This window comes from Corallococcus sp. RDP092CA, from assembly GCF_041903675.1.
Taxonomy (GTDB): Bacteria; Myxococcota; Myxococcia; order Myxococcales; family Myxococcaceae; genus Corallococcus.
This window is the reverse complement of sequence record NZ_JAYESI010000009.1, coordinates 212442-225981: the sequence shown is the minus strand read 5'-3', so window position 1 is coordinate 225981 and position 13540 is coordinate 212442. Positions and strand designations below refer to the sequence as shown.

Here is a 13540-nt window from a genome sequence, read left to right as displayed (position 1 = left end):
CGCGAAATCGGGTCATCGGTGCTCACGGAAAAATCGCCATCCCCACTCCCAGTCGGGGACGCACGGCCGCGCCGTCCTCCCGGAGCTGGAAGCCGCCATCCACCGCGTAGCCCAGCCGGGGCCGTCCCAGGAGCACCTCGCCCGACAGCGCCGCCTCCAGCGCGAGCACCGGTCCCAGCCGCCACGCGACGCGCACCGCCGGCCCCACGACGAAGGCCGCCACCCCGCGCGAAGGTGCCGGCTCCACCTCCGGGGCCCGCGCCGTCGTGCGCCGCCAGAAGCCCGCGACGCCCGCCCCCAGCCCCACCGTGCCCTCCCACGCGCCCGCCTTCACGAAGGGAACGTCCGCCCACGCCAGCGCGGCCCCCTGAGTCAGGCGGAGGTCCGCGTATGCATCCCGCAGCCGCACCGGCAGCGACGCCAGCACCTGCGCGCGGAGGCGCAGCACCCGGCCGGCCCACCCGGCGCCCACGGACAGGCCCTGCTGTCCTCCGGGGTGATAGCCATCCAGCGCCGCGTGCAGGCCCACCTGGACGAAGGCCCCGTCCACCGGCGCCTCGGCCACGGGCTCCGCCGTGGCGGGGGGCGCAGGAGGGGGCGCCGCCACCACGGGAGGTGGAGGAGGGGGCGCGACGACTTCGCCCAGCGGCTCACCCGCGTCCACCGCGCGCAGCGCCGAACGCACCGCCAGCGCGAGGGCCTCCGCCCCCACGGACCACGCCAGCGACTCCGGCGCGCCCTCCACCCGCGCGGTCCTCACGAACAGGTGGCCCGTGCGCGGCGCCGCCACCGACACACGCAGCTCCGCGCCGTCGCGCGTGAACCACAGCACCGCGCGCGCGTCCTTCCGCGAGGCCATCCGCTCCGCCTCACGCCACGCGCCCTCGGGGCTCGCGTCCATCGACGGACCGGCTTCCGGCTCCAGCGCCACCGGCAGGTCGCTGCTCTGCCCCCGCACCCGCTCCAGCAGTGCGCGGTCTTCAGGCGTGGCCACGCGCGCGAGCGCCCGCCATGGACCGGCCGCCCACGCGGCGCCCCCCAGGCCCAGCACCAGGGCCAGCACCACCACGCGCTGCCACGCCACGGCCTCCAACTGGGACATGCGGTAAAACCTACCTTCCATGAAATTCTTCTGGAAGCTCCGCGCCGTGCGGGTTGTCGTCACGCCCGGGTGGGGGCGGCGGAAGGGCGGTGGCCACGCCTGCCCGCCCTCCCGGACCTGGAGCGCCACCGCCCCGCGCTCCGGTGCGGGGACGGCGGCCTCCGGGGCCCGGATGTCTGTGTTTCATGAAGGGCGAAGCCTTGTCGCAATGCCAGACGCCCCTGCCCTGGAGCCAGCGCCACACCGGGGGCCGCGCGGGTCGGCCGGGGGCGCGCGGCATCGCGGGGGCAGGCGGCCCTCACGTAGCGCTTGCCCCCGGCTCGGGAACGCCCCTAATCACGCGGAATGAACCGCCTCCGGGAGCTGCGCTCGGTCCTGAACCTCACCGTCCTCGTGGCGGGGCTGGGCTACTTCGTGGACCTCTTCGACATCACGCTCTTCGGCGTGGTGCGCGTCGCGTCGCTGAAGGACCTGGGCCTCACGGACCCTTCGGACATCTTCCAGAAGGGGCTCGTCATCTACAACGCGCAGATGGCGGGGATGATGGTGGGCGGCCTCTTCTGGGGGCTGCTGGGGGACAGGCGGGGGCGGCTGTCCGTGATGTTCGGCTCCATCCTCCTGTACTCGGCGGCGAACCTGCTGAACCCCTTCGTCTGGGACGTGAACAGCTACGCCGCCTGCCGCTTCCTCGGCGGCCTGGGGCTCGCGGGCGAGCTGGGCGCGGCCATCACCCTGGTCGCGGAGTCCCTGCCCAGGGAGAAGCGCGGCCTGGGCACCACCGTCGTCGCCACGCTGGGCATGCTGGGCGTCGTCGTCGCGGCGCTCGTCGCGCAGCACCTGCACTGGAAGACGGCCTACGTGACGGGCGGCGTGCTGGGGCTGCTGCTCCTCTTCGCGCGCTTCAAGGTGTCCGAGTCCGTCCTCTTCACGCAGAAGGCCGGCCCCGCGAAGGGGAACGCGCTCCTGCTCCTCACGGGCGGCCGCTTCTCCAAGTACCTGGGCTGCATCCTCGTGGGCGTGCCCATCTACTTCACCACCGGCATCCTCTTCGTCTTCGCCCCGGAGCTGACCGCGGGCCTCCACGTGCAGGGCACGGTGACCGCGGGCAACGCCATCCTCTTCGGCAGCGTGGGCCTGACGCTGGGAGACCTCCTGTCCGGCGTGCTGAGCCAGTGGCTCCAGAGCCGCAAGCGCGCAGTGGGCTTCTGCCTCACCGCCTGGTTCGCGCTGGTGCTGGTGTACGGGCTGGTGCCGGGCCTCACGCCGGCGCTCATCTACGCGCTGACCTTCCTCATCGGCCTGAGCGTGGGCTACTGGGCCGTGCTCGTCACCATGGCCGCCGAGCAGTTCGGCACCAACGTCCGCGCCACCGTGACGACGTCGGTGCCCAACTTCGTGCGCGGCTCCGCGGTGCTCGCGGCCACCGCCTTCGGCGAGCTCAAGGGCTCCCTGGGCGTGGCGCACGCGGCGCTCGCCGTGGGCGCGGTGTGCTTCGTCCTCGCGCTCCTCTCGCTCGCGCGGCTGGCGGAGACCTTCCACCGCGACCTGGACTACCTGGAGGCCCCCGGCGCCGCGGACGCGGAGGCCCGCCCCCACTCCGGCGCCTGAGGCGTCAGGCGGGCGGCGGCACCCGCAGCCGCCACGCCAGCACGCGGCCGTCCAGCCCCAGCACGAACACCCGCGGACCGCGCACCACCGGCCGCGTGCGCAGCGGCGTGTCCGCCCGCACCGTGAACGCGGGCGTCCAGCCCGGCGCCTTGAGCGCCACCAGGCGCCCCTCGTGCCCGGCCGTGGGCACCAGCAGCAGGTCCTCCAGCCCCACCTGCACCCGGCCCACCAGCGCGGAGGGCAGCTCCACCCGAGCCAGCTCCCGTCCCTCCGCGGTGGACAGCCCCACCACCGACGATGGCCCCGCGCCCACCCACAGCGCGCCCAGCGCCCGCGCCGGCGGCCCCGTCACCCCGTCCGCGAAGCGCTGCTCCCAGCGCGTGCTCCCGTCCTTCAGGGACAGCGCCAGCACCCGGCCCGGCCGCGTGGCCGCGAAGACGGTGTCGCGCTCCGAGTCGAGCCCCACCACGTCCGTCACCGGCAGCGACCAGCGCGGCTCACCGCTCCGAGCGTCCAGCGCCCACAGCCCGGAGGCGAGCGGCACCACCAGCACGTCCCCCACCAGCACCGGCGCGGGCCGGAGCGAGGGGGCCACGGAGGACCGCGACCCCAGGGCCTCCGCCGGCGCGGACTCCGGGGCCTGCCTCGACCGCTTCCAGCGCGTCTGTCCGGAGTCCACCGCCACGGCCCGCACCGCCCCGTCGGGGGCCACCAGGAAGACCGTGCCTCCCGCGTCGTCCACCACCGGGGGCGTCAGCACGGGCGGCTCGCCGCCCAGGCGCCAGCGCTCCTTGCCGTCCTGGAGCGACAGGCTGGCCAGCTCCCCCACCACCGTGCCCACGATGACGCTGTCGCCGGCCACGGCGGGGGCCACCGCCACCTCTCGGCCCAGGCGGGTGGTCCACCGCGGCCGGCCCTCGCGGTCCAGGCGCACCACCGCGCCCGCCTCGTTGCCCAGCAGCACCCCGTCCGCCAGCGCCGTCAGCCCTGTTCGGGAGGAGGCATCACTGGAGTACTGGAAGGCCGCTTCCACCGGCGCCCGCTGACACGCCATGACGGCCAGCGTCAACGTCAGGCAGGTCACCAGGAGCAGGCGTGGACAGGCGCGGGACGGCATGGTTTGGGGGAGGATGACGCAACCGAGGAACTTCGACCATGCCCACGATTCGTGAAGACGAAACCCCCAACGCCACCGGCATCCCCTCATCCGCCCGGCGTACGGACATCACCCCGCCTCCCACGCTGGCGGTGACGGAGGAGCTGCTCCACGCGCTCCCCAAGACGGACCTGCACTGCCACCTGGACGGGTCCATGCGCCTGAAGACCATCCTGGAGCTGGCCGAGGAGCAGAAGATCAAGCTCATGGCCGACACCGAGGACGGGCTGGCCAGGGCCATCCACATGGGCCAGGTGTGCAAGAGCCTGGAGGAGTACCTCGTCGCGTTCGACGTGACGCTCTCCGTCCTCCAGACGGCGGAGTCCCTCTACCGCGCCGCCTATGAGCTGGCCGTGGACGCCGCCGCGGAGAACGTGCGCTGGCTGGAGGTGCGCTACTCGCCCGCGCTGCACCTGCAGAAGGGCCTGAAGATGACCACCGTCATCGACTCCGTGCTGGAGGGCCTGCGCGCCGCCAAGCGCGAGACGGGCATCAAGTGCGCCGTCATCGTCTGCGGCATCCGCCACATCAACCCGCAGACGTCCATGCGGCTGGCGGAGCTGTCCGTGGCGTACAAGAACCGCGGCGTCGTGGGCTTCGACCTGGCGGGCGCGGAGGCCAGCTTCCCGGCGAAGGACCACCTGGACGCCTTCCGCCTCATCCTCAAGAACAACGTCAACTGCACCGCCCACGCCGGCGAGGCCTTCGGCCCGGAGTCCATCTCCCAGGCCATCCACTCGCTGGGCGCGCACCGCATCGGCCACGGCACCCGGCTGCGCGAGGACGGGGACCTGCTCAACTACGTCAACGACCACCGCATCCCCATGGAGGTCTGCCCGTCCTCCAACGTCCAGACGGGCGCGGTGCCCTCGCTGGAGTCCCACCCGCTCAAGTTCTACTTCGACTACGGCCTGCGGGTGACCATCAACACCGACAACCGCCTCATCACCGACACCACCGTGACGAAGGAGCTGTGGCTGGCCCACCGCAACATGGGGCTGTCGCTGGAGGACCTCACCACCATCATCGTGTCCGGCTTCAAGAGCGCCTTCCTTCCCTTCCGGGAGAAGCAGGACATGCTGCGGCAGGTGAACCAGGAGATCGCCACCACGCTGGCCGCCTTCGAGAAGCGCCCCGTCGCGGCCATGCGCCAGCCCGCCTGACCCGAGAAGCCATGGACACGCCCCAGGACATCCCTCCCTCGTCGGACTTCAACCCCACGCGCGCCAAGGCGGCCCAGGACCTGGCCGTCCCGGCCATCCTGATGATGGTGATGGCGGGCCTCACGCTCCTGTACTCGCTGGTGAGCCTGGCGGCCCCCATCGATCCGGAGAAGTACACCCACGTCTACAGCGACCCGAGCCTCCCCCCGCAGTGGAGGGACGCGGTGATGTGGATGCTGTCCCCGGGTGGCCGCATCGTGTCCACCGTGCCCGGGCTGGTGATCAACGGGCTGGTGGCCTTCGGCGGGTGGAAGATGAAGAACCTGCAGAGCTACGGCCTGTCCATGACGGCCGCCATCCTCTGCTGCATCCCGTGCTGCGGCCCGTGCATGTGCCTGTCGCTCGTGCCGGGCATCTGGTCGGTCATCCTGCTCAACCGGCCGGACGTGAAGGCCGCGTTCCGCTGAGCGGTCAAGCGCGGAGCGGGCGCTCCGGACGTGCTCCGGGAGCGCCCGCCGCCTGGGGACCGCTGGCGGCCGTCAGGTGACCTTCATCCCCTTGGGGATGACGACGACGCCGCCGGACGTGACGTGGAAGCGGCGCCGGTCCTCCACCGGGTCGTAGCCGATGGTCATCCCGGGCGGAATCTCCACGTTCTTGTCGATGATGGCCCGCTTGATGCGGCACCGCCTGCCGATGGTGACGTTCTCGAAGAGGATGGAGTCCTCCACCTCCGAATAGGAGTTCACCCGCACCTTCGGCGACAGCACGGAGCGGTGCACGTGGCCGCCGGAGATGATGCAGCCCTCCGCCACCAGCGAGTCCGTGGCGGTGCCCACGCGCTTGTTCTCCCGGTCCGCGAAGACGAACTTCGCCGGCGGGTAGTTGTTGGGCTGCGTGTGGATGGGCCAGCGGTCGTTGTAGAGGTTGAACGTCGGGTCCACCTCCACCAGGTCCATGTTGGACTGGTAGTACACGTCGATGTTCCCCACGTCCCGCCAGTAGCCGCGCTCCTTCTCCTCCTGGCCGGCCACCGTGTTCTGCGCGAAGTCGTACACGTACACGGGCTCGTGCTTGTAGAGCTCGCTGATGATGGACTTGCCGAAGTCGTGCGCGCTCTTCTCGTCCGCCGCGTCGCGCACCACCTGCTTCACCAGCGTGTCCGTGGTGAAGAGGTAGTTGCCCATGGACGCCAGGCACATCTTCGGGTTGCCCGGCATGGGCGGCGGGTCCCTGGGCTTCTCCAGGAACTGGAGCATCCGCCCGTCCGGCCCCACGTCGATGATGCCGAACTCGCGCCCCTGCTCGATGGGCACCGGGATGGCGGCCACCGTGCACGCGGCCTTCTGCTGGATGTGGAAGTCCAGCATCTTGCGGACGTCCATCCGGTACACGTGGTCCGCGCCGAAGACGAAGATGTGGTCCGGCTCCTCGTCCGTGATGATGTTGAGGTTCTGGTAGATGGCGTCCGCGCTGCCCTTGTACCAGTCCACGCCGGTGCGCATCTGCGCCGGCACCGCCTCCACGTAGTGGCCCAGGAACGCCGTCATGCGCCACGCGCGCGACAGGTGGTTGTTGAGCGAGTCGCTCTTGTACTGGGTCAGCACCTTCATCCGGTACACGCCGGAGTTGGCGAAGTTCGACAGGACGAAGTCGATGATGCGGTAGCGCCCACCGAACGGAACCGCGGGCTTCGCGCGCTCTCGGGTCAGGGGCTCCAGGCGCGTGCCCGCGCCTCCCGCAAGAATCATGGCCAGCAGCTTTGACATAGGTACCGGCCACGTTAGCCCCCGGCCGCCGGGCCACAATGGCCGCGCCGCCCGTGCAAGCCTTTCCGTTGAGTGCCCAACCGGCGGAGGTGGGGGGGCGCGCGGTGACCTCCCGCTTTCGCCGCATGTAGGAGGAGGGGCGCAACCCCGTGCGTCCTCTTGGCTTGCGTGGCTTCCCCGGACCTTGCGTGCTAGCGTGGCCGGGCGATGTCTGGCGACCAAACGCGAGTCACCAAGATCTCCAGCCTCACCCCGGGTCCCGAGCGCGGCACCGAGTGCTGCCTCGTGCAGATCCACGGCCCTGAGCTGGGCAAGAAGTACGTGCTGGAGGAGACCGAGTTCACCATCGGTCGGGACCAGCACAACCACATCGTGGTGGACCTGGACAACGTGTCCCGCCGCCACGCGCGCATCTGGGGCCGGCAGGGAAAGATGTACGTGGAGGACCTCCAGTCCACCAACGGCACCTATCTGAACGACCGGGAGGTGCTCCAGGCGCAGCCGCTGCGCAGCGGGGACCTGGTGAAGGTGGGCGGCTCCATCTTCAAGTTCCTCGATGGCGACAACATCGAGACCCAGTACCACGAGACCATCTACACGCTGACCATCGCGGACGGCCTCACCGGCATCAACAACAAGCGCTACTTCCTGGAGTACCTGGAGCGGGAGATGGGCCGCTCGCACCGGTACCAGCGCACGCTGTCGTTGATGATGTTCGACATCGACCACTTCAAGCAGATCAACGACGTCCACGGCCACCTGGCCGGCGACTACGTGCTGCGCGAGATGGCCCAGTCCATCAAGCGGCTGGTGCGCCGCGAGCAGTGCTTCGCGCGCTACGGCGGCGAGGAGTTCGCCATCGTCATGCCGGAGGACGGGCCGGACAAGGCGCGCCTGTTCGCGGAGAAGATCCGCAAGCTGGTGGAGGACAAGCGCTTCGCCTTCGAGGACAAGGACATCCCCGTCACCATCTCCATCGGCGTGGCGGAGGTCGCCTCGGAGATGTCGGAGCCGTCCCAGTTCATCAAGGTGGCGGACGCGAACCTCTACAAGGCCAAGAAGACCGGCCGCAACCGCGTGGTGGGCTGAGCCCCATGGCGGCGGCGGACGAAAGCGGTGGCCCGTCCTTCCTGGCCCGGCTCGTGCTCGTCCTCCTGGGCCTGGCCTTCCTGGGCGCCGCCTGGGTGTGGCACCGCAAGGACCAGGACCCGAACGCCGCCCGGCTCGTGGAGCGCGTGAGCGGCGGCCGGGTGCGCGGCGGCGCGGCGAACCCGTAGGGCCCGCCGCGCCCCCGCCGCCAGACGTCAGGTGCCTTCGCGCGACTCGGCCAGCCGGCCGCGGGTGCCGGGCAGGCTGCCGGGCGGCATCTTCGAGTAGATGTACTGGACGGTGTCGAGCAGCGTCTCGTGCACGTCGCGCGCCTTGAAGCCCAGCTCGCGCTCGGCCTTGGCGGGCTCCAGGTAGAAGAAGTGCTCGCCGATCTCGACCTCCTGCGGGTCGAGCCTGGACGCGACGCCGCGCAGCTTCGCCACCTGCTCCAGCAGCTTGCCGCCCCAGATGTTCACCTCGCGCGGCAGCTTCATGCGCGGGGCGGGCACGCCGGTGAGGCGCTGGAGCCGGTCGAAGAAGTCCGACATGGCCATGTTCACGCCCATCAGGTGGCGGCCATACACCTCGCCCCGGGTGAGCGCCTGCGCGAAGGCCGTGGCCGCGTCGCGCGCGTCCACGAAGGAGATGCCGCCGCCGGGCATGGACGGAATCTCCCGGTTGAGGAACTTCACCACCGTCCAGGTGGAGGACAGGCGGTCATCCCCGGGCCCCATCAGCAGGCTGGGGTTGAGCACCACCAGCGGGATGGCGTGCTTGCGGCAGTACTCCAGCGCCAGCTTCTCCTCGTAGATTTTCGACAGGTAGTAGGGCCAGCGGGCCACGGTGGTGATGGGGTAGTCATCCTCCTCCGTGCCCACGCGGTCCTCCTTCGACACCGCGATGGTGCCGGAGGTGGAGCCCAGGATGACGCGCTTCACGCCCGCTTCGCGCACGTCGCGCAGGAACTCGCGCGTGCAGTCCACGTGCAGCTCGTACATCCGCCGCGCGTCCTTGTTCTGGAAGGAGACGAGCCCCGCCAGGTGGTAGACGGCGTCCACGCCCTCCAGCGCGCGGCGCACGGCGTCCCGGTCCTTGAGGTCGCCCTGGCGCACCTCCGTCTTCGCGAACGCGGGGCCTGAAGGCTTCGAGCGCGCGATGAGGCGCACCTCGTGGCCTTCAGCCACCAGCCTGGGCACCAGGTGCGTGCCCAGGAACCCCGTGCCTCCGGTGACGAGCAGCTTCACGCGTCCTTCCCTTCCGGCAGGGCCCGGGCGGGCGGGGTGAAGTCCCGGTCCGCGCCCACCTGCTCCAGGTCCAGCACCTTGCCCGCCCGCAGCGCGCGCACCGCCTCCTCCGCGATGTGCGTCACGTAGCGGTAGCCCTCCGAGCGCGCCATGCCCTGCGCCCGGGCCCTCAACGACGCGTGCTGCAGCGCCGGGCCCACGTGCACCTCCAGCTCCTTCGTCTTCGGGAACATGGAGCCCTTGGGCAGCGCCTCATACGCGCCGTGGATGTAGAGCGGCAGCACGTCCACCCCGTAGGTGAGCGACAGGTAGCCCAGCGTGGGCTTGAACTCCATCAGCTCGCCCGTCCGGGAGCGCGTGCCCTCCGGGAAGATGAGGACGTTGAAGCCCTGCCGGAGCGCCTCGCCCGCCACGCGCAGCGACTCGCGCAGGCTGCCCTGCCGGTCGATGGGGATGAGGTTGGTGAAGTTCTCGAACCACGCGCGCTTGAGCGGCGTGTCGAAGAAGTAGTCGCGCGCGGCCAGCGACACCATGCGCTCGCCCTGGTCGCCCAGCACCACGCGCACCAGGCCCGCGTCCAGGTGGCTGGCGTGGTTGGCGATGACGAGGAAGTTGCGGTTCTGCGGGATGAACGACCTGCCCGTCACCTTCACGTCGAAGACGCCGCCGTAGAGCACCTTCTGCCCGAAGGACATCAGCTGCCGGCCCAGCGCGGACACGGACTCCGGCACCGGAATCTCCGCCTCCTCCGCGCGCTCGACCTCCCGCTTGATGTCGCGCGCGCGCGTCTCCGCCGAGGGCCGGCGCCCGGAGGCCACCACCAGCTTGCGCAGGTCCTCCACCGTCTGCACCTGCGTCAGGTCCTCGATGGCGGGCAGCGGCACGCCCGCGCCCTCCAGCGCCACGGACATCTCCGTGAGCATCAGCGAGTCGAAGCCCAGGTCGCCCAACAGCTGCGCCTCCGGCCGCACGTCCGACACCGGGCGGTGGCACACCTCCGCGACGAGCGGGTAGAGCCAGTCCGCCACGCCGCCCGTGCTGGACGCCGCCTGCGCCTTCTCCTTCACGCGGCCCGCGGTGGCGGACACGCGGTCCAGCCGCTGGAGCTCCTCCACCACCCGCTTGCGCTTCACCTTGCGCGTGGAGGTGCGCGGCAGCTCGCCGTCCCAGAAGCGCAGCACCTTCACGCGCCGGTAGAAGGGCATGCCCGCGCTCACCTTGCGGAAGTGCTCCTCCAGCTCATGGCGCACCTCCTCGCGCGGGCGGTCCTTGAAGTCCGGCACGCACAGGCACGCCACCTTCTCGCCGCCGGCCTCGTCCGGCAGGCCGACGATGGACAGCTCCTTGATGTGCTCGTGCTCCTGGTACAGCTCCTCCAGCTCGTCCGGGTAGACGTTCTTGCCGTTGGCGTCGACGATGACGTCCTTGGCGCGGCCCATGAGGTACAGGCGGCCCTCGTCGTCCATGCGGCCCAGGTCGCCGGTGTGCAGCCAGCCGTCCTTCACCACGGCCTCGGTCGCCTCGCGGTCCCCGAAGTAGCCCGCCATCACGTTGGGGCCCTTGGCCAGCACCTCGCCGATGCCGTCGTTGTCCGGGTTGAGGATCCTGAACTCGATGCCCGGCAGCGCCTTGCCCACCGTGCCCTTCACGCGCTTGTTGGTGGCCTCGGACACCGCCAGCACCGGCGCGGCCTCCGTGAGGCCGTAGCCCTCGCGCATGGTGAAGCCCAGCTCGTGGAAGGCCTGGTGCACCTCCTCCGACAGCGCGGAGCCGCCCGACACCAGCACCTTCACCCGGCCGCCGAACTTGCGGTGCACCGGCCAGAACAGGAGCTTGCCCAGGTTGAGCGAGCTGCGGTTGCGCAGCTCCCCGTTGGCCGCCATCAGCGCCTTGAGCGCCTGCTCCACCACCGGCGGGCGCGCGGCCAGCTCCTGCGTGATCTTCCGGTGCAGCAGCTGCCAGAGCGCGGGCACGCCGATCATCGCCGTCACGCGGCCCGTCTCGAAGACGTCGCCCAGCCGGTCCGACGTGAGCTCGTCGATGTAGGTGATCTCCGCGCCGCGCATGAACGGCGTGAGGAAGCCGGCGGAGAACTCAAAGGTGTGGTGCAGGGGCAGCACGGACAGCACGCCGTCGCCCACGCCCACGTCGAACGCGCCCGCCAGCTTCGCCACCAGCGACGCGAAGTTGCGGTGGGTGAGCATCACGCCCTTGGGCGTGCCGGTGGTGCCGGAGGTGAAGATGACGCTCGCCACGTCGTCCGCGGCGGCGGACTTCCTCACCGGGCCAATGCGGTCCGGGTACGCCGGGTCGCCCGTCATGGCCTCCGCGAGGCTCGCCACGCCCACGCCCTCGCCCAGCGCGGTGAGGAGGCCGGGGAAGTCCTCCGCGGCCTGCTCGGACACGAGGCACTGCCGGGCCGCCGCGCGCTTCGCGATGTTGACCACCTCCGCTTCCGTGAGCGAGGGGTCCACCGGCACGGCGGTGGCGCCGGCGCGCAGGATGCCGAAGTAGCTGATGGCCCACTCCGGCCGGTTCTCCGACACCAGCAGGACGCGGTCGCCGCGCTTGATGCCCTGGGCCAGCAGGTAGCTGCCCACGCGGGCCGCGTAGCGGTGCACCTCGCCGAAGGTGAAGCGCTCCTCCTTCTCCCCCGCGGCCATGCGGAACGCCACCCGGTGGCGGTACGCGTGCACGGTGGCCTCGAACAGCTCCAGGAGGTCGCGGTGCGCGGGGATGGCGGTGCGCTTCTCGCGCTCCTCGTCCAGGCCGGGGAACACCCACTTCTCCAGGCCGGGCAGGTGCGTGCCCAGGAAGTACTCGCGCCAGTCGATGCGCTCCGGCGCCCAGCCGATCCTCGCGCGGTCCGCCGGCGCCATGCGCTCGTAGACGGAGCGCGTGTTGTCGCAGCGGAAGACGTAGCGGTTCTCCCAGAGGAAGGGGAGGAACAGGTCGATGAGGCCGGTGAGGCTGTCCGCCTGGGACTCCACCTCGTCCAGCGCGGCGCGGGCCTTGTCCACCATCGCCTGGACGCGCGGCGCGCCCCACGCGGGCCGCACCTCATCCAGCGTCTTCTTCAGCAGCTTCGCGCCCTTCGCCAGCATGGGCGCGCTGAGCAGCTGGAACTCCTGCTTGCTCACCGGCTGCGGCTCGATGCGCGAGCGCAGCGCGTTGACCAGCGAGTTGCCCGTCTCGCGGTTGCGGTAGAAGCGGCGGCGGTACAGGCCCACCAGCTCCACGGAGCGGCTGGCGAGGAACGGGTTCACGTCACCGGACGCCAGGTTGTAGACGCGGCGCTCCTCCACCTGCATCGCGTGCGCGGTGATGCCCAGCGTGGCGCCCGCCACCTGGTCCACCGGGATGATGTCCAGGATGGCGTGGTCCCCCGCGGGGATGCCGCGCTGGCCCTTGATGCCCGCGTACGCCAGCGGCGCGGACGTGGTGAAGCCCTCGTTCCAGCCGGGGAAGGGGAAGTGCGCCGCGCTCTCCACGATGGAGGGCCGCACGATGGAGTAGCGGAGCCCCGGCGTCCCGGCCAGCACCTGTTCACCCAGGTGCTTGGCGTACGTGTACGTGTTGGGCCAGCCCCAGTGCTGCGCGCGCTCCATGCCCGCGCGCACCAGCTCGCCGGACAGCCACAGCTTGCGCTCGCGGCCCACGGCCAGGCGCAGCGTCTTCTCGTCGGTGGCGTCGCGGCCCTCCTCCTCCAGCCGGTCCAGCGCCTTCTTCCGGAAGATGGAGGTGAGCGCCTTGTCATCCGCCTGCTCGCGCAGGCGGGCCACGATCTTCTCCGCGTCCTGGAGCTCCTGCTCCAGGCTGAAGTCGCGCCCGTCCATCTCCTCCTGCTTGGGGAAGTAGCCCAGCACCGGCTCGTCCTCGAAGACGAGCCCGCTGCGGTTGCCCACCACGAACGCGGTGGACATGTGGATGAGCGGCACGCTCCAGCGCAGCGCCAGCGCCACCGCGTTCTTCACGCCGTGGGTGTTGACGTTGAGGCCCACCTCCAGCGACGGGTTGAAGGAGACGAGGCCCGCGCAGTTGACGATGGCGTGCACCTGCCCGGTGAGCGCCTCCACCTGCGCCTCCTCCAGGCCCACCCAGGGGTCGGTGATGTCGCCGTCCAGGACGGTGCACTTCTTCTGGAGGTACTCCATGGCGCCGTCATCGCCCAGGCGGTCGCGCAGCGGCTGGAAGGGCTCGCTGGGCGCCACCTTGTCGAAGAAGCGGCGCTCCGCGGACGCGGCGCTGCCCTTGCGCACGACGACGTAGACCCGGTCCAGCACGTCGCCGTAGTGGGCCAGCAGCATCGACAGCGTCACCTTGCCCACGAAGCCGGTGGTGCCGACGAAGACGATGCGCTTGCCGGTGAAGACCTGGGTGACGTCCAGCGGGGGAAGCGTGGCCATGTC

General features: G+C 71.0%; 10 protein-coding genes. 5 read left to right on the top strand and 5 right to left on the bottom strand.

All coding sequences use genetic code 11. The features are described 5' to 3' along the window. Window positions 1-22: 22 nt before the first annotated feature. Window positions 23-1123, bottom strand: a complete 1101-nt coding sequence (locus U8525_RS13205) for a hypothetical protein (protein ID WP_374265392.1) — start codon at window positions 1121-1123, stop codon at window positions 23-25. A gap of 324 nt (window positions 1124-1447) precedes the next feature. Here U8525_RS13205 and U8525_RS13200 point away from each other — a divergent pair, with 324 nt between their 5' ends. Then, window positions 1448-2710: an MFS transporter gene (locus U8525_RS13200; RefSeq protein WP_374265390.1), complete on the top strand. Its 1263-nt coding sequence runs from the start codon at window positions 1448-1450 to the stop codon at window positions 2708-2710. Between the two features lie 4 nt (window positions 2711-2714). Here U8525_RS13200 and U8525_RS13195 read toward each other — a convergent pair whose 3' ends face one another. After that, a complete protein-coding gene (locus U8525_RS13195; protein ID WP_374265388.1) occupies window positions 2715-3764 on the bottom strand; it encodes a PQQ-binding-like beta-propeller repeat protein in 1050 nt (349 codons plus the stop codon). 101 nt (window positions 3765-3865) lie between these two features. Here U8525_RS13195 and add point away from each other — a divergent pair, with 101 nt between their 5' ends. Beyond that, the gene (gene add, locus U8525_RS13190; protein WP_374265386.1) at window positions 3866-5029 is read left to right on the top strand and encodes an adenosine deaminase; all 1164 of its coding nucleotides are present in this window, start codon (window positions 3866-3868) and stop codon (window positions 5027-5029) included. Between the two features lie 11 nt (window positions 5030-5040). Further along, window positions 5041-5496, top strand: coding sequence for a hypothetical protein (locus U8525_RS13185; protein WP_374265384.1), 456 nt, complete (start codon window positions 5041-5043; stop codon window positions 5494-5496). A gap of 72 nt (window positions 5497-5568) precedes the next feature. Here the strand turns inward: U8525_RS13185 and glgC are convergent, their stop codons facing one another. Next, entirely contained in the window at window positions 5569-6798 is a 1230-nt protein-coding gene (gene glgC / locus U8525_RS13180) for a glucose-1-phosphate adenylyltransferase (protein ID WP_374265382.1), read from the bottom strand. A gap of 207 nt (window positions 6799-7005) precedes the next feature. Between glgC and U8525_RS13175 the strand changes: the two genes are divergently transcribed. After that, window positions 7006-7887 carry a diguanylate cyclase gene (locus U8525_RS13175; protein ID WP_374265380.1) on the top strand — a complete coding sequence of 294 codons (882 nt, stop codon included), beginning with the start codon at window positions 7006-7008 and terminating at the stop codon, window positions 7885-7887. A 5-nt stretch (window positions 7888-7892) separates the two neighbouring features. Continuing rightward, the gene (locus U8525_RS13170) at window positions 7893-8075 is read left to right on the top strand and encodes a hypothetical protein (RefSeq protein ID WP_374265378.1); all 183 of its coding nucleotides are present in this window, start codon (window positions 7893-7895) and stop codon (window positions 8073-8075) included. 27 nt (window positions 8076-8102) lie between these two features. On the opposite strand, the gene U8525_RS13165 is transcribed toward U8525_RS13170, so the two are convergent. Both U8525_RS13165 and U8525_RS13160 read right to left on the bottom strand, forming a co-directional pair. After that, window positions 8103-9131 carry an NAD-dependent epimerase/dehydratase family protein gene (locus U8525_RS13165; RefSeq protein WP_374265376.1) on the bottom strand — a complete coding sequence of 343 codons (1029 nt, stop codon included), beginning with the start codon at window positions 9129-9131 and terminating at the stop codon, window positions 8103-8105. Then, the gene (locus U8525_RS13160) at window positions 9128-13537 is read right to left on the bottom strand and encodes an AMP-binding protein (RefSeq protein WP_374265374.1); all 4410 of its coding nucleotides are present in this window, start codon (window positions 13535-13537) and stop codon (window positions 9128-9130) included. Before U8525_RS13160 ends, U8525_RS13165 begins: the two co-directional genes overlap by 4 nt. Window positions 13538-13540 lie beyond the last annotated feature (3 nt).

Coding starts and splice junctions, on each gene's coding strand:
- U8525_RS13205 (WP_374265392.1), bottom strand. CDS start 1,123: ATGGAAGGTAGGTTTTACCGCATGTCCCAGTTGGAGGCCGTGGCGTGG.
- U8525_RS13200 (WP_374265390.1), top strand. CDS start 1,448: ATGAACCGCCTCCGGGAGCTGCGCTCGGTCCTGAACCTCACCGTCCTC.
- U8525_RS13195 (WP_374265388.1), bottom strand. CDS start 3,764: ATGGCGTGTCAGCGGGCGCCGGTGGAAGCGGCCTTCCAGTACTCCAGT.
- add (WP_374265386.1), top strand. CDS start 3,866: ATGCCCACGATTCGTGAAGACGAAACCCCCAACGCCACCGGCATCCCC.
- U8525_RS13185 (WP_374265384.1), top strand. CDS start 5,041: ATGGACACGCCCCAGGACATCCCTCCCTCGTCGGACTTCAACCCCACG.
- glgC (WP_374265382.1), bottom strand. CDS start 6,798: ATGTCAAAGCTGCTGGCCATGATTCTTGCGGGAGGCGCGGGCACGCGC.
- U8525_RS13175 (WP_374265380.1), top strand. CDS start 7,006: ATGTCTGGCGACCAAACGCGAGTCACCAAGATCTCCAGCCTCACCCCG.
- U8525_RS13170 (WP_374265378.1), top strand. CDS start 7,893: ATGGCGGCGGCGGACGAAAGCGGTGGCCCGTCCTTCCTGGCCCGGCTC.
- U8525_RS13160 (WP_374265374.1), bottom strand. CDS start 13,537: ATGGCCACGCTTCCCCCGCTGGACGTCACCCAGGTCTTCACCGGCAAG.